The organism is Pseudomonas sp. URIL14HWK12:I6 (genome assembly GCF_000514195.1).
GTDB classification, from domain to species: domain Bacteria; phylum Pseudomonadota; class Gammaproteobacteria; order Pseudomonadales; family Pseudomonadaceae; genus Aquipseudomonas; species Aquipseudomonas putida_A.
Window position 1 is genome coordinate 97,765 of sequence record NZ_AZVL01000011.1, and the last position, 23,124, is coordinate 120,888.

Genomic DNA, 23,124 nt, shown 5'->3' on the forward strand with positions numbered 1-23,124 from the left:
TCATGCGGGAGCAAGCTCCCTCGCCACAAAAAAGTCTCTAGAGCGTAACGATAGTTGGCGTATTGCAGGCATACAAAACCACCGCCGCGCGCAATTTCCCACGCCCAAACCGGCTCATCTTCTCAAACTCGCCATGGCTGACCGGCACATGCTGGCAGTCCATCGGCTGACGATGCTGGCTGTGATCGACATCCGGATCGTGCAGATACACAAAGTCTTCATCGCAATCGGTGACCACCACCCAGTGCGGTGACTTGGAACGGGTCAGGCGATAGCTGCTGATCAGCACCAGAGGCTGTCCGCCAGCCTGTAACAACTTCGGCAAATCCAGGTGGGTGCCAATCTGCCGATCGATGTCGGTTTCGTGCATTTGCGCAGTGAACTCCTCGTGCACCAGGCGCATGACGTCTTTTTTATGCTCATCGCGCACGCCATCGAGGAACAATGGTCCGGCCATACTCAGCTGCAAACGCACCTTAAAACCCCGTCGCCAGGCCGCCAGTGCCAAGCCCTGGGGGCTGCAGCCACCATGGCCGGAGGTCATGAACACCGTGGTCGCTTCACGCCAGATCTGCAATTCCTCACGCCGCTCCAGCAAGCGCTCAGGTTGCAGCGCGCCCATGGCCATCAGCAGGCAAGCCGGGCCACAGGTAAATTCAGTGGTTTGCGGGTAATAGGGCACCTTGATGTTGCGCGAATCACGATGCTGAACAATGCGCTTTTCCAGGCGCAGCGCATCGGCGTGGTCCTCGTAGTAATCGTGAATCAACGCAAAGCGTCGGTAGCCGTTGCGCTCGTAAAGCGCGATGGCGGTGGGGTTGTCGATACGCACTTCCAGGCGCAGGTATGCGCAGTCATGCTCGACGGCGCAGGCCTCGATACGTTGCAGCAACTGTTTGCCCAATCCGCTGCCGCGAGCTTCCCCGGCAATGGCGATCGAGTACAGGCGCGCCAGCGAGGTGCCGCGATGAAACAGTACCAGTGCGTAGCCGAGCAATCGACCATCAAGCTCGGCGACCAGCAACTGCGCATGGGCGCGGGTGATCATCCACTGAAAGCTGCGGCTGGTGAGCCGGTCGGTGGTGAAACATTGCATTTCCAGGGCCAGCAGCGCTGGCAGATCTTCAACTACCGCCAAACGAAAAACAGCATTCATATGACCACCGTAAAAGTTGCGTAACGAAACGGGACTTTCGAAAAACTTCGTGCTTAATAGAAATGGTCTTGTTCTCCAACGGATCAATCTCTATGTCAGCGGTACAGGGTCATTGGCGCGAAGTATCCGAGCAAAGTTTGCCGGCGGCAACTTTTTTAAATCCAGCCATCAGAATTTCCAGTCAAGTGTTGATTATCGTCGAACGCAAGGAAGACTGGGCCTCGTACTTTCCCAGCGAGGACATCGTCACAGCTCAGGAATACCTCGAGCAAACCCGTGACAGCGAGCCGGGCAAGCGCGTGCAGGTGATCAACCTGTGCCGCAGCTACAAATACCTCGGGCACGGTTACTACTGCTCGCTGCTGGCTGAAGCCCGCGGCCACAAGGTGATTCCATCGGTGCGCACCATCAGCGAACTGACGAAAAAATCGCTTTACGGTCTGGCGCTGGACGATCTCGATAAAACCCTGGAAAAAGCCCTCAGTCATCATCTGTACAGCGATACCGAAGGTTTCACCTTGACTCTTTACTTCGGCAAGACTCATATCGAGCCGCTGCAGGATCTGGCTCGACAGTTGTTTGAAGTGTTTCCTTGTCCAATCCTGTTAGTTGAGTTTCGGCGAACTAACGGTTGGCACATCGAAGGCATAAAGTCCGGCGCGCTGCACAAGTTGCGTGACGATCAGGAAGACCAGTTCGCCAATGCGCTGGACGGCTTCAGCCGCAAAGTCTGGCGGGCGCCACGCTCGCCACAAGTGGCGCGTTACGACCTGGCGATCCTGCACGATCCGCAGGAAGCCTTGCCGCCATCCAACGCCAAGGCACTGGAAAACTTCGTGCGGGTCGGCAAACGCATGGGCATCGACGTCGAGCTGATCGAACGTAAGGATTATGCGCGGATCGCCGAGTACGACGGCTTGCTGATCCGCGAGACCACCAGCGTCGACAACCACACCTATCGCTTTGCAAAAAAAGCCGAAAGCGAAGGGCTGGTGGTCATGGATGATCCGACGTCGATCCTGCGCTGCACCAACAAGGTGTATCTGACCGACCTGCTCAACAGCCACCAACTGGGCATGCCCGCCACCGAAATTCTCTACAAGGAACGACCGGAAGACTTCGAGCGGGTCGGCGAACGCCTCGGTTTTCCGCTGGTGCTGAAGATCCCCGACGGCTGTTTTTCTCGCGGAGTGATCAAGGTCGAAAGCCAGCAGGCGTTGCTCGAAGCCACCGCCGAACTGTTCGAGCACTCGGTGTTGCTGCTTGCTCAGGAGTTTTTCTACACCGAGTACGACTGGCGCATCGGCGTGCTCAACCGCAAACCGATCTTCGCCTGCCAGTACTTCATGTCCAAGGGTCACTGGCAAATCTACAACCACAAAGCCAAGGGCCAGGACATCAACGGCGAGTGTCGCACCCTGGCCGTGCACGAGGCGCCGCGAGCGGTGGTAGAACTGGCGGTCAAGACCGCCAACCTGATCGGCGATGGCCTCTACGGCGTGGACCTGAAACAGGCCGGCGACAAAGTGGTAGTAATCGAGGTCAACGACAACCCCAACCTCGATGCAGGTATCGAAGACGCCTACTTGCAGGACGATCTGTATTCACTGGTGCTGGAGGAGTTCGTGAGACGGCTGGAGCTCAAACGTCGCGGCCAGGCCTGGTGACGCGCCGATGATCAGCAGTTTCGCATTGAGTCATGGCGTGCTGCAGCGGGTCGAGCGGCTGGACGCCGAGGTGATGCTGTTCAGCAATCCTGATGCTGCCGAACGCGACTTGCTCCACAGTCACTACAAGGTCGACGAACACGCGTTGGCCTCGGCGCTGGACCCGGACGAGGTCTCGCGAATCGAGTTTCACCCCGATCACTTGTTCCTGATCTGGAAACGCCCGGAAAACTACTCCGGCGGTGGCAGCCTGGCGTTTGAAGTGTCGTCCTGTGGCCTGCTGTTTGCGCCCGGCCAATTGCTGGTGATCGCGACCGACGACACGCCGCTGCACGGCATCGGCACACGCCAGCCGCTCAATGCACCGCTGGATGTGTTGCTCGATCTGCTGTTCAACAACATCCACCATTACCTTGGCCACCTCAAGGTGATCAAGCTGGTGGCCCGCGAGCTGCAACAGAAATTCAACGCCTCGATGCAGAACCAGCATCTGGTGCAGATGTTTAATCTCAGCGAAAGCCTGATCTATTACATCAATGCCCTGCACAGCAATGGCGCGGTGCTGACGCGGCTGCGCAATCATGCGGAAAAGCAGCATTTCGGCAGTGAGGCGATCGGGCTGATCGACGACCTGATCATCGAAAACAACCAGTGCTACAAGCAGGCGGAGATCTACTCCACGGTGTTCTCGGGGCTGATCGATGCGCGCGGCAATCTGATGAACAACAGCATGAACAACCTGCTGCGCAAGTTGACGTTGATCAACGTGGTGTTTCTGCCGTTGAACCTGATTGCAAGCATCGGCGGGATGTCGGAATTCAGCATGATGACGGCGGGCACGCCGTGGTGGATTTCCTACCCGCTGTTTCTGCTGGTGATGTTGTTGGGGGCGGGGGGGATGTTGTTTGGGTTGCGGCGGTTGGCCAAGTGATCTGTGGTGGCTTGCCGACGCCTTCGCTGGCAAGCCAGCTCCCACAGTGGATCGCGGGCTGGCACGGGATCTGTGCCTGACACAAATCCCTTGTGGGAGCGGGCTTGCTCGCGAAAGCTATTTCAGCAGCACCGTAGGCTCAAGATCAGCTCGCCGGATCTGCCACCGTCACTTTCCTGCGCTCCCGAACCCCACGCACCACCAGATACAACAACGGCCCAATCGACACAAATACCGCCGTCAGCAACAGATACGGCACCACCGACCAGACCGACATCCCTCGCGAGCGGGCGTCCTTGACCATCCATACCCCGGCCAGCGTCGCCAGCAGATACAGATCAATCACCACCTGCGCCGTGTCCGGACGCGACATCAGGCTGAGGCCGAAGTCGATCAACGACTGTTCGGCCTGGAGCATTACCGATACGGTGTAGCCAGTAAACGCAATCAACGCAGTGAGGGGCAGGGCGACAGACATCATGCATTCCTTCCTTGGGTGATGAGCATAATCGCCAGCCTAACTTGGCATCCGCAAATAAGCCATTGACTCGCTGGTCGCCGCCGGGCTAATTTCAGGCCCATGACTTCCACCGTATTGCGCTGCCAGCCAAGCATTATTACCGCCATTCCTCATTTGGCGGGCTAGCTCACGACTGCAGCACCCAACCCGCCCTAGAGGCGGGTTTTCATTTTCTGTCTCCGGGGTTCTGATCAAAACGTCAGGAGACGATCATGCCGCACAGCCCCGACCAGCAAGCCCTGCTTGAGCAGTACGTGAAAAGGATCCTCGCCGCGCCGGTCTACGACATTGCTGTGCGCACGCCGTTGCAAGCGGCGCCGGCGCTGTCCGAGGCGCTGGGCAACCGGATCCTGCTCAAGCGCGAAGACCTGCAACCGACGTTCTCCTTCAAGATCCGTGGCGCCTACAACAAGCTGGTGCAATTGAGCGATGCGCAGAAAGCACGCGGGGTGATCACCGCTTCGGCGGGCAATCATGCCCAAGGCGTGGCGCTGGCAGCGCGGGAGCTGGGGATCGCGGCGACCATTGTCATGCCCTCGACCACGCCCGAACTCAAGGTGCTTGGGGTGCGAAGTCGGGGCGCCGAGGCGCTGCTGCACGGCGAGAGTTTTCCGTTTGCCCTGGCCCATGCGCTGCAACTCGCCGAGCAGACCGGGCGCACCTTTGTCTCTCCATTCGACGACCCGGACGTGATCGCCGGCCAAGGCACGGTTGCCATGGAAATCCTCCGTCAGCATCAGGGGCCGCTGGATGCGATCTTCGTTCCGGTCGGTGGGGGCGGGCTGATCGCCGGCATCGCGGCGTACGTCAAATACCTGCGACCGGAGGTACGGATCATCGGTGTCGAATCGGAGCATTCGGCCTGCCTGAAGGCGGCGCTGCAAGCGGATGCGCGCGTTGTGTTGCCCAGTGTCGGAACGTTCGCCGATGGCGTGGCGGTGGCGCAGATCGGCGCTTATGGTTTTGAAGTGTGCCGGTTTTGCGTGGACGAGGTGGTCACTGTCAGCAATGACGAGCTGTGCGCGGCGATCAAGAATATCTACGACGATACCCGCTCGATCACCGAGCCTTCCGGGGCATTGGCGGTGGCCGGCATCAAGCAATACGTGGCGCGCAGCGGTGTTCGCGAGCAGACCTTCGTCGCGATCGACTCGGGTGCGAATATCAACTTCGACAGCCTGCGCCACGTCGCCGAGCGCGCCGCGATGTGCGGCGTCCCGGCGTGATACCGCTCAGGGCAGCAGTGGGCGCAGGAAACTGCGCTCGTAGCTGACGATGAATTTCTTCTGCACCAGTGATTCCACCAGCGCCGTGCTTTCCGGGTCGGTCAGCGCGATGTGCCGGTAGCTTTCGTAATCGGCCAGCGAAGGAAAGCTGAACAGGCAATAAGCGATGTTGCTCGCGCCCTCGGAGGGCAGGAAATAGCCGTGATGCGTGCCGCCCAAACGCTCGACGATGCCCAGCCAGGCCTTGGCGTAGGCCTCGAATTCGGTCAGTTGGTACGGATCGATCACGTATCGCACATGGCAGGTAATCACGTTTGCCGCTCCCTGTTCAGGTCATTCCGCAATTGCAGTGCCGACCTTGTCCGAAGCCGACCAGAGGCGATAGCGCACCTCGACATCTTTCGGGGCGTAGATCACCAGTGGCAGCTTGCTGTTGTAGCGCAGCATGAAGCCGTCACCGACAACCGGGACAAAGGCGCGTTTCTTCGCGGTGCCGGGTGGGCAGGCCATCAGCGTGCTCATCGGGCCGATGACTTTTTCCAGGCGGTAGAACGGATAGCCCCAACCTTCGAGATTTTTCTCGTCCAGAACACCACCCAGACGTTGGCGATTGCAGTCGACTTCCAAGGTCTTGCCGGCAAGGACTTCAACCTGGAAGTTCTCCTCCTGATCCTGTTTGGGCAGGTAGATGACTTGGCGGGTGAAGCCGTTTTCCGCCTTGGGATACGGCGCAACGTCTTCGAGTTTGGCCGCGTGGGCGAGGGTGGACAGGCCGGCAACGAGCAGACCGATTGTCGCGCGAGCGCGTAAAGAACCCATGAAAGCCTCCTGGCGGGTGTAGGGTGGATGTCGGGCATTCTCACTGTCATCAGCGATGAATGCAAACCGGCGTCGACTTGCAAATTGCAGTGCTCAGGAAGGTCGATCTTGCATTTTGCAACTGGCCAATTGCTGGCCAGCGCGCCAAGTGCTTGATTTCATGAGGGTCAAAATGACCCGATGAAAGGCACGTTTTATGCGTCGCTTTGGTGCAGCGCACCGGCTTCGGGCGCCTACACTCCAATGGGCATTTCGCAGTACAACCGTTTGCCGCACCAGGGAATCAGCGGGGACACACCCGTGCAGGGGCAGCAAAAGCGGTCAACGTGAAGAGTTGATTGGCGGTTTCATCAATAAGGAGAGGTTCACCATGTTTCTGTCTGCCTTGGAACTACGCAATATCATTGAAAGCAGTTTTCTGCCTAAACGCTGCCAGTGCACGCTGTCGCCAGACCTGTCGATGACCGTCAAGGTCTTCGGCGACCACCAGACTGACCAGGTTGATCTGCACGTCAGCGGTATCGACGCCAGCCATCTCAATGGCTGCCGTGAGATCAACGAACTGATTGCCGGCTTGCGCTCGGATCTGGCGCAACAAACCACACCACAGCATTACAGTCCTCGCTCCAGAGCGCTTTAACTCACCGTTTCACCCAGTTCGACCGTCACGCGCCGGGCCTGCACAAAGCCAAGGCCCAGCGCGAACTCGACCAGCACCGCGAGCAGAATCCCGGGGCCAGCATGGCCGTTCAGCCATTCGCCAAAACCCAGTACCGTCAAGCCAAAACAACCGACGATAAACCCGTTACTCAGGGCATTGCGACCCAGCGACGGCGGCGCGCTGCGCACCAGATAAAACATCACCCCCAACGCCGCAAACAGCACCGCACTGCGCCGCGCTACAAAACCGGCAGCGAACGAATACTCAATGCTCCAGATCGCCAGCAACACCTGCGGGAAAAAGCCCCAAGCCAGCGCCAGCACGAAACACAACAAAGATGTGATGATCGACAGCGTGCGAAACGACAACTGCATGGCGAGTCCTTGCGGCAGTGAGAAGTGACCCCGAGCATAACCCGCGAGCCCCTCACCGCCTACCGCAAAGCCGCAAATCAGAGCCTTCTGTCAGTTCTGGAAGCTGCAGGCGTCAGACATTTTCCGGTAGGTGATTTCCGCCGGCTTGCCTGCATTGTCGATGTACTTCATGTCGGCGGTGATGACCTTGCACTGCTGAGTCTGTGGCTCGGTCAGCGAGATCACTTTGTTCACATGCAACGGCATGCCGTACTGGTAAGGAACGGGCTGGGTAGCAGCGTTGGTGTCATTGGCCTGAGCCAGCCCGGCAAATGCGCTGCAGGCGAGGGCGGAGGTGAGCAATAGCGTGCGAATGTTCATGAATCGGACTCCCGTGCGACGGAATAAGTGTTCGGCGCCATACGGCCGAACCTGCCGCACTCGGCGCCAGCCAGGGGCTGAGGTGTGCGGTTCAGTAAAGTCTTGGACTGCGGCGTTAAGCGATGGTTAACCGGGCTGAACGCCGGCTGTCTGGCAGAGGGATGATTTCTCGGGGATGCGGTGCCGATTCCTACAAGGATGGATGCTTTGTCTGCTTCCGGCGGCGGGAACGGGGCGGTTATGGTTTGGCGTCGCTGCAAAATCAGCGATTCGGGTTTGGTCACCTGAGAATAATCGATTGCATATGTGCCATCATTTGCACCGCGGAGTTCTTTGACCGTGTAGTGCATTGCTGTGGTGGCCGTGTGCAGGACGCCTTCGGGCGAGCTGAGTTGATTGTTCTCGGTTGACCAAGCCTGTACACGGTCCGCCTCCCATCGTTTGGTCACGGTGCTGGCGGGTTACTTTCGAAACAATCGAGTAATCAATATGCTTACACCAAATTCGCTCCCAAGCCGCTATCACCCGCTCAACAGCGGCGTCACCGACAGCGCGCCAATGGTCATCGATACCCAAGCCAACCCCCAAGACATCCTCGAGTCCGCCGTCCAGCGCATCCGCGCCTGCAGCGACCTGCTCGAAACCCTGCACTGCATGTGCTTCCGGCATGGCGATGTTCAGGACATTCCACACATTACCCATGCGCTGTACCTGCTGGCGCAGGACGGCAATGATTTGCTGCAGGTGGCACAGCAGCAGATGCTGGATTGGAAGGCGCCGGTTTGATGTTGTAGCAAGAAGGGAATGAGTGAGGTTGAAGTAGAGTTCATACAACTCACTCTTTCCGTTATTTACGGCATTTCTTTCGCAGAAATAATTGTTTTTAACGTCCCAGTTTTTCGGGGAAAAAGGAGAGGGGCGGGTGACTGTCTTTCCATTTTTTAGCGACTGCTTTTGAGCTTTCAATCTGTTCGGAAGTCATCTTTGCCCCAATCTCTTCAAGAGTATCCTGAACGAAATCCTGAATGGCACCACCCCCATCCAGCTCTTTGAGCAGGCTAATCAGTGCATAGCCCTTAACCAAATCCAAAGGGTAACCAACCTGATCAGGCGCATGAGCAAGGTAAGAGCCATAGCTGCTGATTGCTTTTTGATCCCCTGTTTCAGCCGCTACTTGAAGCCAATGACGGACGCCCTCGAGATCGTTGTTTTTATAAAGGATCTCAATGTAATCCATCATTGCTTTTGGATTCCCTCCCTCAGAAGCCGCTTTCAACCACCGGCTTACTGATGCTTCCCGCTTCCCGGGAAGAAGGAAAAATCCCTCACCTTGCCGATCACCGACGGCCATCCAATACTGTGCGAGCGCGTAGCCTGAGCTAGCCGATTTTTCTAACCAGGTACGATCGAAAGTTATTTCATACATCAAATACAAAGACTCAGGATCGCCTTTGCTTGCTCCCTTCATAGCTTGATCTTTTGCCTGGCTCAACCATTCGGCGCTTGATTTTTCGCTAGGGGGGCAGTTGTTCATTTTTTTGCAAAGATCATTGTTTTGGCGACCTAATTGAATCATCGCAAATATAGATCCATTATTCGCAGCTTTTCCATACCATTGCTGTGCTTCTCTCGTCATGTAGCGATTCCGCTTTCGAAGAGCCTCTCCTAAGTAATATTGGGAATCTATATCGCCGGCCTCTGCGTCTTTTTCTAATTGTGGAATGGCAGCGTCGATTTTTAATTGGTTGTATAAGATGATTCCGCTAATTTTGTTGCGGTTATTCTGACTGTCTGGCGTGGAAGCAAATGCTGCAGTACTTACGCTCTGAGAGAAAATAACAGACCAGATGATTAGCGAGCGAAGCGCCTTATAAATACTCATATTTTCTGTGCTCATTAGAAATTTCTTAAAAATGGTGACGCTCCACTACTAGAGTAGTTTGGACGAGGAACGAAATTTTTCTGGCAATACTCTGAAAGATTTGCGCCAAGCAGCCTTACGTGATTTTTGTAACGCTCTCTGGCACTGTTGCTTTGTTTGTCTAGTAAGTTTTGAACGCCTTCTGCCATGAAGCTATCTAGCGCAAATCGATTCTTGCAGTAATCTTGCTCTGAGTTAGCAGCTCTTACGCCGAATTCATTCATCGACATACACGCCATCTCAAACTGGCTTTGTGCTTTGTCAATAGTGTTGTTCTTCTGTGCGTTTTTAACAATCCAACCTAAAATCCGCTCGATTGCTTTCTGTTGAAGTGCATGAGCTTCCGATTGTGGATATGTCCGTTTTGAACCTTCGCTATTTACAGAGAACGCCTCAGGCGGGCTACTTAATGTTCTAAGTAGCGGGCCCAATGCGCTAGGGATTGCATTAATACACCAGTCCTCTAGCTCGCTCTGGTTGCCGTACTCAACAATCGCATCCGCAATTGGGCCACCCTTGCCACTACGAGTCAGCGCCTCATATAGGCTCATCACAACATCACAACATCACAACATCACAACATCACAACATCCCAACGCATCATGTACGCCATCGCCACGTTCAACCCGGCAGCACCCAATGCATTAAGCGCTGACGCATATTCACTCGCTTCAGGATCCATCCACTCGACCTTACGACCTTTAGTCTTGTGAAGTTCCTTACGGTACAAGTTGATGATATCAACCACCGCCTCATAACCAATCTCAAACTTAAAGCTGCCGTTAGCACCAGGGCCCAGCACTACCGCAGCCTTCAGATTGAGAATAAAGCGGCCCTTATCCACAGAAATCTGCGCCGTTCCCTGGAATCCTGCGCCCAGCGCAACCCCCACAGACCCACTCAGCTTGGCAAGCGTCAACCATGGATTCGCTTTTTTTCGCGTCTTTATCGCTGCCGATACCCATCGTTGGTGCGGTGCGCAGTGCGACCAGCTCTTTAGGTGGTGCCCAGTTCAGTGCGCCGGTGAGTTCGATGGCGGCTTGCAAGCCTCCGAAAACATTGAAAGTCGCTTTCGATTTGGACATTGGCGGCACGCCCGGTCAGCACTTGGTCTGTGCTTTTGGTGCTGGCAACGGTGCCGGATTTGGACTTGTGTTGTCATGATTGTGTTTTAGTCATTTATTCTTTGGGCCGTAATATGTCGCTCTTCCGCCAGAAAGGTATGTCCGGCCATAGTGCGTAAATCGTTGAAAAAATTCGTCTAGTCTCGCGCCAAGCTCCTCAACATGTTTTTTTGTATCTAGCCCTAATCTGGTCGTGGAAGTGCTTTGAATTAGCGTCCAAGTTTGTCGGGGAAAAAGGAGAGCGGCGGGTGAGTAGCTTTCCACTGTTGTGCAAATATTTTTGCTTCTGCTATTTGATTTTGCGTCATTTTTGCAGCGATTTTAGGAAGCTTATCATTGACGTTCGCATCCATGCCGCCTCCGCCATCAAGCTCTTTCAATAAATAAATTAAGGCATAGCCTTTGATGATGTCATAAGGGAAGCCATAAGTATCGGGCTCATGGGCAAGGTCTGACCCATATCCATATACTGTAGTAGCGAAGCCAACTGAAGCGGCTTGTTCATTCCAATATCGAAAACTCTCCACGTCACCCTTCTCGAAAAGAATGGCAGCGTACTCCATCATTCCCTTGGGATTACCTCCCATAGCAGATGCCTTTGCCCAACTCTCCACAGCTTCCGATCGTTTCCAAGGCAACAAAAAGGATCCATTACCTTCCTTATATCGAATGGCAAGCAGCCATTGACCTTGAGCAAAACCAGACTCTGCGGATTTTTTTAACCAGTCCAACTGGCCAGTTGCCAAATACATGATATAAGCGGACTCAGCGTCACCCTTTTCAGCTCTAGATGTTGCTAACTCTTTTACTTTATCCATCCACTCTGCCGAAGTTTTTTGCCCGGGAGGGCAGTTTTTCATTGTCGTACAGAGATCATCGTCCGAGCGGGCGAGCCTAAGCATGGCGTAAAGATCCCCTTGTGCACTTGCCGCCTCTAACCATTTTTTTGCCTCAGTCGTAATGTATTGGCTTCTTTGTCGGAGCTCTTCAGCCAAGTAGAATTGTGATTCAGCGTCACCTGCTTCTGCAGCAATCCGAAGTTCCGTTTCAGCAGGTTTATATTGATTAAAAAGCGTAATTCCTTTTTCTTTAGCAGTTGCCTGAGCGCTTGTGAGTGCCATAGCGGAATTAGATACGAACACCAGGAGCACAAAAAAGATTTGGGATATTGATTTGTATTGCATGTTTTTAATCATTTTACACTGTCGTCCGGTCCGGTATAGGTTGCTTTTCCACTTGGCAAATATGTTCTTCCATAGTGTGTAATCCGAGCGCAATAGCCGTCTAGTCGCTCGCCAAGAGTTTTAACATGCGCTTTGTATCTAGCTCTGGTGTCGTCACTTGTTCGATCTTGAAGTCGCATAACTGCTTCCGACATGAAATTATCCATGTGCAGGCGGTTCTCGCAATATTTCTGGTTTTGGTTCTTCTCTTTTGTCCCAAACCTGTTCATGCACATGCAGGCTTCTTCAAATTGGCTTTGTGCTTTTAAAATAGTTCCGTCTTTTTCGGCGCGCTTTATTATCCAACCAAGAGTGCGCTCAATTGCTTTTTGCTGAAGAAGGTGAGCTTGGTCATGACTATACTCAGTAGCGAGGCTGCTGTCGGAAAGTTTTAGTGGGATTTTGAACGCTTCCGCTGCACTGGTAAGTGTCATTAGCATCGGACCCAACGCTCCTGGCGTAGCTGCTATGAACCACTCTTCAAGCTCTGCTTGGTTTCGATATGTCATGATTGTATGAGCGACAGTACCGCCTCGACCACCTCCTGTTAACGCCTCATACAAAGACATCACCATATCAACGCCCTGCATATAAGACATCGCCACTTCCATACCGGCAGCGCCAAGGAAATTGAGCTTGTCGATATAATCCGATGCTTCATCCGTAACAAAAATCAGCGATTTATCCTGGTTCTTGTGAATCTCGCGGCGTAGGAGGTTAATCAGGTCAGTAACCCCGTCATAACCGACTTCGAACTGGAACTCGCCGCCGGCTCCCGCTCCGACAATGACAGATGCCTTGAACCGCATAATGAAGCGGCCTTCGTGCAAGGAAATGCCAATGTCTGCATTCGTGCCAAGCCCGTATGCGGCAGTAAAACCAGCAGTAAGTCTGGCAAGACTGGACCATTGACTGGCTTTGGTGCTGTTGACGCTGTTACCCATTCCGGGCGTTGGCGCGGTGCGCAAGGCTGCTATGTCTTTTGGTGGTGCCCAGTTCAGAGCGCCGGTCAGTAGGATCCCTGCCTGCACTCCAGCAAAAAGGTTGAATTGAGCTTTGGCGCCGTCCTCTACTCGAACTTTGGCGGCATTGCCTTCCAGCACCGGTTCGCTTCTCACGGTTCCAGCGGTTGAATTTGTCGTTTCAGGACGTTTTGCGTCGGTGATTTCCGGAAGATTTAGGCCGCCTTGTACGTTTGCACGTCCCAACTGCACGCTGGAGGAAAGGAGGAGAGTGGCACCTGTGTATCCCCAGGCTCTGGCGCCCAGGTGGATGGAGAACCGACCGAGATTCAGGTTTTTGCGATTTTTGTCGTAGTCGAGGTAAGGAATCAGGATGTCTTTGGCCTGATCTCTGCCCGGAAGATCCATTTTCATCAGTTCGACTTCGCCACGTGCGAGGTCAATGCCCAGGCTTGCTTCAGCCTTGGCGGAAGCTTTGAAGTTATCCGCGACACTGAATGTCGGGCCGTTTATCTTAGCGCCAGTGTGGATTGATGACTGCGGCGGTGTGAGGCAACGCACGAGTTGCGCTTGGGGGCTATTGTCGAACAGGCGCAACGAGCTTCTGACTTCTTCTTTGAAGAGCAACTGACGAAGACGAAGTCCCCAGTCCTTGCGGGCTCCTGCATCCTCAAAGGTTTCGACCTTGTAGTTTTTCGACTTCAGGTAAGAATGGAACAGCTCTACATCAAACCAGCCTTTCTCATCAAACCAGTCACTCTGCTGATCTTTGATGGCTAGTGCACCTTCCGCTCGCAGCCACTCATGGAAAGGATTGTCGTCAGTGTCCGATGTTGCTTTTCCGTTGCTGTTTCCCGGAAGTTTCTTCAAATCCTTGCTTGCTTTGGCGCCGATTTCACTCGCGTCCTTTTTCAGTACCTTTGTGATGCCCTCCAGATTGAGCAGACTCAGGTGTTTAACGGGACTGTTGGGACTATTGAAAAGTGCAACTTCGCGCAAAGGAAATTCTGCTTTGACCAAGCGCTCTTCCGGTTTTGGTTGATACTGCTCGGGTTCCCACAGGAGGTGTCGTAATGGCAGGGCTGCAGCAACCGCTGCTTCAGCGTCTTCGCGGAGTTTAAGGCGATCTTGTTGGATGCGCTGCCACTCTGCTTGCTCCGCTTCCACGATTCCTGTGGGGGGCGCGACGTTTTGGCCGCTGGCGTCAATCCAGGCTTTATATTTCGTGCGGATCTGCTCGGTGAGCTTGATCTGTTGCTGCTCCATCTCGAGATATGCTTTGAACTTCTCGACACCTGCGCTGATGTCACCCGTCTCAGGAATGAGCGCAAACTCCGGTAGGGCCAATCCGTAGTCGGCAACTTTCAAAATCGCATCGATATAAGCAGCGAAGTCTTTTTCGACTTTTTTGCGCTCGTTAGCAACTTCCTTTAAATAACCACACATCCGGGCTTTGCCATCGATTACGCAGTTTGTGGCGTCCAGATAAGCCTTTTTGTTTTTCTGAAAGTCTGCCTCCTTCAGAGTCGTCAACTTGCCACTCTTCGTGAGCGCAGCGCGGGCTTTCAAGTAAGTCTGCACGCGATTTCTTGCTTCGATCGCCCCTGGGGAAAACAGGTTGCCGCTTTCGTAGGTGTAGCCAGCAATTTTTGCCTGTGCAACTGCAATCGCTTTCAGCTTCTTCCATTCGTTGTAGAGGCGCTGCAGTTTCTGGCCGTCAGAGTTGGCTTCAAGCAGGCTCGCTTGCTGTTGATTGGCAAGCTCCCGATTGCGAGCGTATTCGCTTTGGTCTGGCAGTTTGTCCAAAGCAGCGGAGTTTCGGGCCTCTCGGCTGACAGCCTTCAATCGCATAGCCATGGTGGGCTGCGCGATATCGGGTTCCTGAGCCTCGATTTCGAGCATTCGGCTTTTTTGCTCGCCTTGCAGGAAATTACTCAGTTTGGGCTCCAGAAAGTACTCTAGAAGCCCTGCGGTGTTCATACCTTTGAGTCGTTCTTCCGGAGACTTGCTGGCGCTGATGTGTTGCTCGAGTTCATTCATCGCCTCTTTGATCGAGCTGGCCGCTCGTTTAGGCAACAGGTAGAACATTTTTTCCTTGGTGGCGTAGATCACTTCGCCATATTCCGTCGAGCAAGGCGTCTTCACGTTGTCGAACGCGTTAGAGCAACTGTCAGGCGCTTCAGGCTGGGGATCAAGTTCCAAAGCTGGCTTGCTTTCTACCGGTACCGCTGAAGTCGATACGTTCGCACTTGGTCCGTTGAGATCTACCTTGGGTGCTTCTGAAATTTCAGTTTCCATTTCGCTTCCATTCATTCTTTACGGACGGGCTCATCAAGCAGCGCTGTTAGCGAGTTTCTGCAACTGCTGCACTTTGATGAACGACTCTTCCCTGGATTGCAGGATGGCCATTGCCTGTGGCTGCGTTTCGAGCAGCGGGCCGTTGGTGATTTGGCCCAGTTTCAGTAAATGACGCCCTTCGTAAATGTTGTGGGCAACCAGCACATTGAGGTTTTCCACGAGGTTGGGCAGTTGTTCGTCGGTAGGTTCACCGTAGGCAGCGTATTGCTCGTCTGCCCAGTAAACCCATCCAAGATGCTCCTGAACCTTTGGCGCTGCCGGTGGCAGGTTGAACGCTGAAACGTCGCCCAGCCATTCAAGTTCCGAAAGGGCTCGCCAACTGAGCCAGCGACTGCGATTGCGCCCGAAGTGAACCGGTGCCGGGCTGTATACGTCTTGCCAAGGGCCGAAGAGCTGATGCGAACTTTCACCGGCGGTGTAGGCCAGCGCGGCCCACAGACTTGGCTTGTGATAACTCAACAGACTTTGACCGCCGGAGCCATCGTTGGCACGCAGGAGCCAGCGGGCGTGTGCAAGTGCTTTGACTGGATCTGCTGTGGTGAGTGCGATGCCGGCAAAGTTCTCTTCGCAGAGACCTGCCGCTTCTGCAGCGAGGCGACTGCCCCACGGTGCGACCAGCCAGAGAGGGCCGTCAGCGGCGATTTCGGCGAAGTCGGTGTTGAGGAACAGGCCTTGAGTGTCGACGGGTTCGCCGACACGGTAGAGGCGGCTCATGGCTTCTGGCTGACGGACGCGATCAATGATGAAACACAGGCTCAGGTCGGAGCTTTCTTTCGGCAAATCCTCGAAGGCGTAGCGTGGTGCTTCGAGGAGGGCGCTGAGCGTTTTTACATGCATGTGCAATCCTTACGGCTGCAAGCGCCGTTGCTTTGTTTGCCGCACAACGGCGTGATACCGGACTCGTTGAGGCGTTTGGGCAGCGGGATGAGCACTTTGCCCGCCTTATCCGCATCCGCCACCTTCATCGGCCCTGGCAGCAACGGCGCGGCCGGCGTACCTACACCCGGTGCACCGCCGGTATTGACCTTCACCTCGGCACCGCTGATGGTCACGCCACCGGCGTCGACCTTGACGAAGCTGCCGCCGGCTTTGGCGGTCAGTTCCATTGCGCCTTCGACGACGACTTTCTGGCCGGCGTAGTAATGGATTTCGCTGCCGGCTTCGACGAATTGCGCTGTGCCTACTTTGAGGTGCTGGGTGACTGCGACGGTCAGGTGATCATCTGCGCGCATTTCACTGACACGATTCAAATGGGTGATGCGGTGCTCTTCGACTTTGAATTCGCTGTAGGTGTTGGCCTCAACCGTGTCATGCCGCTCATTGCCCACGCGGATCTTCTGGTCGTGCTCGATGTTCTCGTCCCAATCCCGCTGCGCATGGATGTAGATCTGCTCCACACCCTTTTTGTCTTCAATCCGAAACTCGTTGTAGCCCTTGCCGCCCGGGGAGCTGAGGGTTTTGAAGGTGCTGCGGGTTTTGTTTGCCGGCAGCTCGTAGGGGACGACGTTTTCCTTGTGGTACAGGCAGCCGGTGACGAGGGGCTGGTCGGGGTCGCCTTCGAGGAAGGTGACGAGGACTTCCATGCCGATGCGCGGGATGGCGATGCCGCCGTAGGCGGCGCCGGCCCAGCCGCTGGCGACGCGCAGCCAGCAGGTGGTTTTGTCGTCGGACTGGCCGTCGCGATCCCAGTGGAACTGGACTTTGATGCGGCCGTACTGGTCGCAGTGGATTTCTTCACCGGCCGGGCCGGTGACGACCGCGGTCTGGCTGCCGAGGACTTTTGGTTTCGGGTGTTCGAGGGCAGGGCGGTAGTGCGCGTCCCACGGGGTGGCGAGGAAGCTGTTGCGGTAGCCCTGGTGGAAATCGCTTTTGTTGTCGGTGACGTCGCTGGTGACGTTTTCACCGAGCACTTGCGGTTGTTTGCCTTCGTGGAAGACTTCCAGCAGCAGCCACAGGTCGTTCCATTCAGCGCGCGGGTGTTCGGCCAGGGTCAGGAAGTGGCCGCTGGTCAGGGTCGGTTCGTCACCTTTGCCTTCGGCGAGTTTGTAGTCGCTGCGATGACGTTCGAGGGCGCGGGTCGAGAGGAATTTGCCGCGCTCGCGGGTGGTGAAACGACCGGGGTAATCGTAGTCCTCAAGATCCGGGGCGAACTCGGATTTGACTGCACCTTCGGGCAGGATCTTCGGTTTTTCGAAGTCGTAGTCGCGGCGGCTGACGCGGGTGGTGCGGGTTTCCAGGCGCAGGTTGAAGCGCTTGATCACCGGTTTGTCGGCGCTCATGCCGGAGTCTTGCTGGTAGCTCACGGCCTTGAGTTTGCGGAACACCGTCTGATCATCGCCGAACACCAGTTTGTGCCCGCTGCTGCTGTGCTGGAAGTGGAAGTGAATGCCTTCCTCTTCGCACAGGCGCTGGATGAAATGCAGGTCGGACTCGTCGTACTGCACGCAGTAGTCGCGCTGCGGGTGCTCGGCGTTGAGCTGGAAGCTGTAGGCGTCGGCCAGAATGCCGCGATCTTCCAGCACCTGGGCGATGATCTTCGGCACCGTGAGGTTCTGAAAAATCTGCTGGTCATGGTTGTGCCGCAGATAGGCCAGTTGCGGTACCAGGCTGATGCTGTAGCGGGTCAGGGTCTTGCCGGAATCGCCTTGTTCGATGCGATACACCAGGCCATGAATCTTGCCTTCGCCGGTGGCGCCGAAGGTCAGGACCCCGGGCTTGTGCAGCAGCTCTTCGAGTTTCAGGTCGGGGCGGGCGCTGACCAGTTCGAGGTCGAAACGGAAAGGCTCGTTGAGGGCTTCGCGACCAGTGAAGCTCAGCACTTGCAGGTCGGCGGAGGCGCCTTCGAGGGTAAGGGTAATGTGGGTAGCGTTGGCGTCCAGCATGCCTTGAATTCCGTCCATTGAATAAGCAGGTGACGGATGATGGAGGATTAGACCGCCTCGTTCAAGGCGCAAATGCCGTAGGGACGGGGCCCGTGGGGTATAGGGAAAACCCCTATGCCGGCGTTTTCACCCAATGAAACCGGGGATTTCGCAGTCGTGAGCCACTGGCCAGCACCTGGTTTGAGCCCATCGCAGGCCGAAGAATCGCCAGTCAGTTTCAGACTAAAGTCGCCTTCAGACCGTCAAAGCCATCTGCCATCATTGCCCCTCACCCCTGCGTGTCCACTTCTTCCCGGCTGTTTTTGACCCGGGACGGGAGCTATTTTTCTGGCTGACTGCGCCCCGGCGCAAACGCTGTACTGTTGGAGTTTTTCATGCGTCCCCCATTCCTTCTCATCACCCCGCGCCAGTCGTTTGGCTTCGGAGCCGTTGTGCTGTGCGCCGGTTTTGCTGCGCAGGTTCAGGCCAGCGGTTTTCTCGAAGACACCACGGCGAAAATCGAATCGCGCACGGTGTATTTCAACCGCGATTTCCGTGATGGGCACACCTCCAGCGACCAGGGTGCTTCCAAGCGTGAAGAGTCGGCGCAAGGCTTTATTCTCAATCTGCAATCGGGTTACACCGAGGGCACGGTCGGCTTCGGTATCGATGCGCTGGGCATGCTCGGCTTTCAGCTCGACTCCAGCCCTGATCGCAGCAACAGCGGCTTGCTGCCGTCCAGCGGCGACAATCCGCGCGGCTCGAAGGGTCAGTATGCAAAAATGGGCCTGACCGCCAAGGTCAAGGTCTCGGACACGGTGTTGAAGTACGGCGCGCTGCTGCCGGATCTGCCGTTGCTCAAGTACAACGACGGCCGCTTGCTGCCGACCATGTTCAACGGCGCCATGCTGACCTCCAGGGAGGTGAAGGATTTGACCTTCATGGCCGCGCGTCTGGACAAGTACACCGCGCGCGACTCCACCGATTCGCAAGACATCCGCGTGCACTGCAAGAACAAGCGCTACGCCTGTAACACCACCGCCGATCATTTCGACATGTACGGCATCGACTACAAGATCAACGATCGCCTGACCGCGCAGTATCACTACGCCGAGCTGGAAGACATCTATCGCCAGCACTTCATTGGTTTGCTCGGCAATCAGCCACTGGGCGATGGCGTGCTGAAGGCCGATCTGCGTTTGCTGAAAAGCGCCGACAGCGGTGATGCCAAGGCCGGCTCCATCGACAACCGCGCCTTGAGCGGCATGCTCTCGTACGGCATCAGCGGCCACACCTTCAGCGCCGGCTGGCAGCGCATGAACGGCGACAATTCGATGCCGTACCTCGATGGCAGCAATCCGTATCTGGTCAACTACGTGCAGGTCAACGACTTCGCCGCAGCGCAGGAACGTTCCTGGCAGCTGCGTTATGACTATGACTTCAAGGCCATCGGCATCAACGGCCTGAGCTTCCTGACCCGCTATGTCAACGGTGATCACATCAAGGTCCCGGGCAGTGATCAGGAGGGCAAAGAGTGGGAGCGCGACAGCGAGTTGAAGTACGTGATCCAGACGGGCACGTTCAAGGATGTCAGCCTGCGCCTGCGCAATGCGACTTACCGCACCAACTATGAAAAGTTTGCCCGGGATGTGGATGAGACCCGGTTGATTGTGAGTTACAACTTTTCGGTGTTGTAACCCTGAGAACTATGGCGCCTGGATGACCGCTATCGCGAGCAGGCTCACTCCTACAAAGGGATTTTGGTAGACGGGGATAGCGTGTTCGCCATCGATCCCTTGTAGGAGTGAGCCTGCTCGCGATTGGGCCTGATAGTCATCCCTACAACCAATGCCAGAACCGGCTCCAGAAGCCGCGATTCAGATCCTCTTTGCACCCGGCATACTGCCGCGCATACACATCGGAACGCGTCTGCACTTTGCGCGCAGTCGGCATCAGCCAGGCCTTGCTGGCGTAGGTCTTGTTGCGGAAACCGCCCCAGCCTTCGTGGTAGTTCAGGTACTGGTTATAGGCGTCGTATTTGTACACGCCGTTGATCGAGGTGGTCTTGTCCATGTACCAGCCGACGAAGTCGATGGCGTCATCGAAGTCTTCGCGGTCGGCCCAGTTGCGCCCGGTACTTTTCTGGTAATCGGCCCAGACTTCATCCTTGGCCTGGGCATAGCCGGAGGCCGTCGACACCCGGCCCCACGGAATCACCCACAACAGGTATTTACGCGGCGTCTTGGCGTCGTAGCGGTAGCCGGACTCCTGATACATGATCGCGAAGGGCACCTGGATCGGTACGCCCCAGCGCTTTTGCGTGACTTGCGCCGCGTCGTACCAGTCGCTCTTCTCGCGGAAGATCTCGCAGATGTCTTCCGGCGAACGCGGCGGCGAGGTGCCGCAGCCGCTGAGTAGTCCCGCCAGTATCAAAAGTCCCGCCGTCCGCCCCGACATCAAACCGTCATCCCCATGCGCGCAAAAAGGCCGACAGTCTACGCGCTCAGCTCAACTGGTGACGATAGGGCAAATCCGGACCGGTCTTGCTGCACGTAAGGGCGGCCGCCTGTACGGCAAACCTGAGCATCGCGTCGATCTGCTCGCGGCTGAGTGCTTGAACCCCTTCGACCGAGTCCAGTTCTTGCTCGGTCAGCCAGGTGATCAGTGCCGCCTGGAAGGTATCGCCGGCGCCGACGGTATCGGCGATCTTCACCGAGCACGCCGGTACTGACCACGAACCATGAGCGCGGCTGAACACCGTTGCGCCTTCGCCGCCACGGGTCAGAAATACCAACTGGCAGCGATGCTGCAGCCAGCCTTCGATCACGCGTTGTGGATCCTGTTCGGGATACAGCAGGCTCAGGTCTTCGTCGCTGACCTTGATCATGTCGGCCAGTTGCACCAGGGTCGCCACGCGCTCGCGCCACAGGTCGATGTTCGGTTCCGGGTTGAGGCGCACGTTGGGATCCAGGGTGATCAGGCGCTTGCCGCTTTCGCGCTGCACCAGGGTCAGCAGGGTGTCGGCGATCGGTTGCACCACCAGCGAGAACGAGCCGATGTGCAGACCACGGACTTCAGCGCCCAGTTGCGGCAAATGTGCAACGCTCAACTGGCGATCAGCGCAGCCCTCGCCGCGAAAACTGTAATGCGGCGAACCGTTGGCACCGACCGCGACCATCGCCAGCGTGGTTGGCGCGGCGAAGTCGATCAGGTAGTCCGCACGCACGCCTTCATCCTGCAGCACTTGCTGCAAACGCCGGCCGAGATAGTCGGTAGACAGCCCGGCAAACAGCGCCGAATCCACGCCCAAACGGCGCAAGCCGACCGCGACGTTGAACGGCGAGCCGCCGGCAATCGCCTTGAAATTGACCTTCGACGCCAGACCGCTGGCATCGTCTTCGCTGAAGAAATCGAACAGGGCTTCGCCACACACCAAATACATAATTGTTTGCTCTTTATAGGGTTGCGACATGCTGTTGATAGCGTTCATAGGCCTGCTGGAACGCCGCAACATTGGCGGTGACCGGCAGGGTTTCACTGTGCAGATCGAGCTTCACGCAGCGCTGGCACAGATCGGCCAAAGTGTCTTCGTGGCCGTTCGACCATGACTTGCACCACGCCGCCTGAATCGCCGCGCCAAGGGCTGCGGCTTCGCTGTGTTCGGTGCAGATCACCGGGGTGTTCATGATGTCGGCTACGATCTGCCGCCACACTGCACTTTTCGAACCGCCGCCGATCAGGCAAATGCTGCGGCTTTGTAAACCATTGTGGCGTAACAGATCCAGCCCATAACGCAAACCGAAGGTGGTGCCTTCGACCACGGCGCGACACAGGTTGGCCTGGGTCAGGTTGCTCAGGGTCAGGCCGTGCAGGCTGCCGGTGGCATGGGGCAGGGCGGGGACGCGCTCGCCGTTGAGGAATGGCAGCATGCTCACGCCTTCGGCCCCGATCGGCGCCTCGGCCACGAGCTGATTGAACTGCTGCAGATCGAGGTCGAACAGCTCGCGGATGGCACCGGTGGCGTTGGTCAGGTTCATGGTGCAGATCAGCGGCAGCCAGCCGCCACTGGACGAGCAGAACGTCGCAACCGACGCATCCGCGCTAACCTGCGGTGCCTCGGCGTACGCGTACACCGTGCCGGAGGAGCCGAGGCTCATGGTGATCGCTCCCGGCTGAATGTTGCCGGTGCCGATGGCGCCCATCATGTTGTCGCCACCGCCGCTGGCGACCAGCGCATTCGGGCTGAGGCCGAGCTGTTCGGCAATCGCCGGCAGCAGGGTGCCGACCGCTTGATGCGCGTCGATCAGCTCCGGTAACGCGGCTTGCAGGCGACCCGTGGCGTCGATATCGCGCAGCAGTTGCAAGTCCCACTGGCGGCTGCGCACGTTGAAATAGCCGGTGCCGGAGGCGTCGCCGTATTCGCTGCAGGCGCGGCCGGTGAGCCAGAAGTTCAGGTAGTCGTGGGGCAGAAGGATGCGCGCAATACGCGAGAACACCTCCGGGTGCTGTTCCTTGGTCCACAGCAGTTTGGACACGGTGTAGCCCGGCGCGATGACCACGCCCAGGCGCTCCAGCGAACCTTTTTCACCGCCCAGGTGTTGGAGCAGACGGTCGTTTTCATCCGTGGTTTCGGTGTCGCACCACAGCTTGGCCGGGCGCAGCACCTGGCCCTGATCGTCGAGCAGTACCAGACCGTGTTGCTGGCCGGAAACGCCGATGCCGAGGATCGCCTGACCGTCAACATTGGCTGCGAGCAAGGCGCGGCGGGTGGCGAGGGCGAAGGCGTCGAGCCACTGTTGGGTGTCCTGCTCGCGCCGGCCGTTGGCGCCGCTGATCATCGTGTGCGTGGCCGCGCCTTCGCCGAGCACCTGACCGCTGGTGGCATCGAGGATGATCGCCTTGGTGCCCTGGGTGCCGCAGTCGATGCCGAGGAAGAGTTGTCGGGTGGTCACAGTGAGGTC

The 23,124-nt window shown here is 56.6% G+C and carries 22 protein-coding genes and 1 pseudogene; 7 read left to right on the plus strand and 16 right to left on the minus strand.

The window, feature by feature from the left end; translation table 11 throughout:
- Positions 1–37 precede the first annotated feature (37 nt).
- Entirely contained in the window at positions 38–1,156 is a 1,119-nt protein-coding gene (rimI, locus tag H043_RS0116180; RefSeq protein WP_027612719.1) for a ribosomal protein S18-alanine N-acetyltransferase, read from the minus strand.
- Between the two features lie 92 nt (positions 1,157–1,248).
- On the opposite strand from rimI, the gene H043_RS0116185 reads away from it, so the two are divergent.
- Positions 1,249–2,823 (plus strand): RimK family protein, encoded by a 1,575-nt coding sequence (locus tag H043_RS0116185; protein ID WP_027612720.1) that lies wholly within the window; start codon positions 1,249–1,251, stop codon positions 2,821–2,823.
- Between the two features lie 7 nt (positions 2,824–2,830).
- Complete coding sequence (locus H043_RS0116190) at positions 2,831–3,754, plus strand: magnesium transporter CorA family protein (RefSeq protein ID WP_027612721.1); 924 nt, start codon at positions 2,831–2,833, stop codon at positions 3,752–3,754.
- A 145-nt stretch (positions 3,755–3,899) separates the two neighbouring features.
- Here the strand turns inward: H043_RS0116190 and H043_RS0116195 are convergent, their stop codons facing one another.
- Positions 3,900–4,235, minus strand: coding sequence for a DUF2834 domain-containing protein (locus H043_RS0116195; protein ID WP_027612722.1), 336 nt, complete (start codon positions 4,233–4,235; stop codon positions 3,900–3,902).
- A 251-nt stretch (positions 4,236–4,486) separates the two neighbouring features.
- Here H043_RS0116195 and ilvA point away from each other — a divergent pair.
- Positions 4,487–5,476: pseudogene (ilvA, locus tag H043_RS29160) on the plus strand (threonine ammonia-lyase, biosynthetic); the annotation flags it as partial.
- A 30-nt stretch (positions 5,477–5,506) separates the two neighbouring features.
- On the opposite strand, the gene H043_RS0116205 reads toward ilvA, so the two are convergent.
- Positions 5,507–5,812: an NIPSNAP family protein gene (locus tag H043_RS0116205; RefSeq protein WP_003225174.1), complete on the minus strand. Its 306-nt coding sequence runs from the start codon at positions 5,810–5,812 to the stop codon at positions 5,507–5,509.
- Between the two features lie 21 nt (positions 5,813–5,833).
- Entirely contained in the window at positions 5,834–6,319 is a 486-nt protein-coding gene (gene eco, locus H043_RS0116210) for a serine protease inhibitor ecotin (protein ID WP_027612723.1), read from the minus strand.
- 370 nt (positions 6,320–6,689) lie between these two features.
- Here eco and H043_RS0116215 point away from each other — a divergent pair, with 370 nt between their 5' ends.
- Entirely contained in the window at positions 6,690–6,959 is a 270-nt protein-coding gene (locus H043_RS0116215) for a DUF1652 domain-containing protein (RefSeq protein ID WP_007964586.1), read from the plus strand.
- Here H043_RS0116215 and H043_RS0116220 read toward each other — a convergent pair.
- Complete coding sequence (locus tag H043_RS0116220) at positions 6,956–7,354, minus strand: hypothetical protein (RefSeq protein WP_027612724.1); 399 nt, start codon at positions 7,352–7,354, stop codon at positions 6,956–6,958. The genes H043_RS0116215 and H043_RS0116220 overlap by 4 nt on opposite strands.
- Before the next feature lie 90 nt (positions 7,355–7,444).
- Complete coding sequence (locus H043_RS0116225; protein ID WP_027612725.1) at positions 7,445–7,714, minus strand: DUF2790 domain-containing protein; 270 nt, start codon at positions 7,712–7,714, stop codon at positions 7,445–7,447.
- Between the two features lie 489 nt (positions 7,715–8,203).
- Between H043_RS0116225 and H043_RS0116230 the strand changes: the two genes are divergently transcribed.
- Positions 8,204–8,500 carry a hypothetical protein gene (locus H043_RS0116230; protein WP_027612726.1) on the plus strand — a complete coding sequence of 99 codons (297 nt, stop codon included), beginning with the start codon at positions 8,204–8,206 and terminating at the stop codon, positions 8,498–8,500.
- Between the two features lie 97 nt (positions 8,501–8,597).
- On the opposite strand, the gene H043_RS0116235 is transcribed toward H043_RS0116230, so the two are convergent.
- From H043_RS0116235 to H043_RS0116240, 3 genes are read right to left on the minus strand one after another with little or no spacing between them, the layout of a single operon-like run.
- A complete protein-coding gene (locus H043_RS0116235; protein WP_027612727.1) occupies positions 8,598–9,596 on the minus strand; it encodes a tetratricopeptide repeat protein in 999 nt (332 codons plus the stop codon).
- A gap of 14 nt (positions 9,597–9,610) precedes the next feature.
- Positions 9,611–10,186 carry a hypothetical protein gene (locus H043_RS30280; protein ID WP_143503059.1) on the minus strand — a complete coding sequence of 192 codons (576 nt, stop codon included), beginning with the start codon at positions 10,184–10,186 and terminating at the stop codon, positions 9,611–9,613.
- A gap of 23 nt (positions 10,187–10,209) precedes the next feature.
- A complete protein-coding gene (locus H043_RS0116240) occupies positions 10,210–10,554 on the minus strand; it encodes a hypothetical protein (protein WP_027612728.1) in 345 nt (114 codons plus the stop codon).
- Between the two features lie 2 nt (positions 10,555–10,556).
- Here H043_RS0116240 and H043_RS30285 point away from each other — a divergent pair, with 2 nt between their 5' ends.
- Positions 10,557–10,799: a hypothetical protein gene (locus H043_RS30285; RefSeq protein WP_143503061.1), complete on the plus strand. Its 243-nt coding sequence runs from the start codon at positions 10,557–10,559 to the stop codon at positions 10,797–10,799.
- A 169-nt stretch (positions 10,800–10,968) separates the two neighbouring features.
- Here H043_RS30285 and H043_RS0116245 read toward each other — a convergent pair whose 3' ends face one another.
- The 4 genes from H043_RS0116245 to H043_RS0116260 are packed head-to-tail and all read right to left on the minus strand — an operon-like array spanning position 10,969 to position 18,184.
- A complete protein-coding gene (locus H043_RS0116245; RefSeq protein WP_027612729.1) occupies positions 10,969–11,943 on the minus strand; it encodes a tetratricopeptide repeat protein in 975 nt (324 codons plus the stop codon).
- A gap of 8 nt (positions 11,944–11,951) precedes the next feature.
- Positions 11,952–15,242 carry a hypothetical protein gene (locus H043_RS0116250; protein WP_256214252.1) on the minus strand — a complete coding sequence of 1,097 codons (3,291 nt, stop codon included), beginning with the start codon at positions 15,240–15,242 and terminating at the stop codon, positions 11,952–11,954.
- Positions 15,243–15,275: 33 nt separating this feature from the next.
- Positions 15,276–16,139 (minus strand): DUF4123 domain-containing protein, encoded by an 864-nt coding sequence (locus tag H043_RS0116255; protein ID WP_027612731.1) that lies wholly within the window; start codon positions 16,137–16,139, stop codon positions 15,276–15,278.
- A complete protein-coding gene (locus H043_RS0116260; protein WP_027612732.1) occupies positions 16,130–18,184 on the minus strand; it encodes a type VI secretion system tip protein VgrG in 2,055 nt (684 codons plus the stop codon). Before H043_RS0116260 ends, H043_RS0116255 begins: the two co-directional genes overlap by 10 nt.
- Positions 18,185–18,558: 374 nt before the next feature.
- Here H043_RS0116260 and H043_RS0116265 point away from each other — a divergent pair, with 374 nt between their 5' ends.
- Positions 18,559–19,860: an OprD family porin gene (locus tag H043_RS0116265; protein WP_027612733.1), complete on the plus strand. Its 1,302-nt coding sequence runs from the start codon at positions 18,559–18,561 to the stop codon at positions 19,858–19,860.
- Positions 19,861–20,002: 142 nt separating this feature from the next.
- Here H043_RS0116265 and H043_RS0116270 read toward each other — a convergent pair whose 3' ends face one another.
- Genes H043_RS0116270 through xylB form a run of 3 tightly spaced genes read right to left on the minus strand, consistent with a single transcriptional unit; the run spans position 20,003 to position 23,115 of the window.
- Positions 20,003–20,623 (minus strand): hypothetical protein, encoded by a 621-nt coding sequence (locus H043_RS0116270; protein WP_027612734.1) that lies wholly within the window; start codon positions 20,621–20,623, stop codon positions 20,003–20,005.
- 43 nt (positions 20,624–20,666) lie between these two features.
- Positions 20,667–21,605: a carbohydrate kinase gene (locus H043_RS0116275; protein ID WP_027612735.1), complete on the minus strand. Its 939-nt coding sequence runs from the start codon at positions 21,603–21,605 to the stop codon at positions 20,667–20,669.
- Between the two features lie 13 nt (positions 21,606–21,618).
- Positions 21,619–23,115: a xylulokinase gene (gene xylB / locus H043_RS0116280; protein WP_027612736.1), complete on the minus strand. Its 1,497-nt coding sequence runs from the start codon at positions 23,113–23,115 to the stop codon at positions 21,619–21,621.
- Between the last annotated feature and the right edge of the window lie 9 nt (positions 23,116–23,124).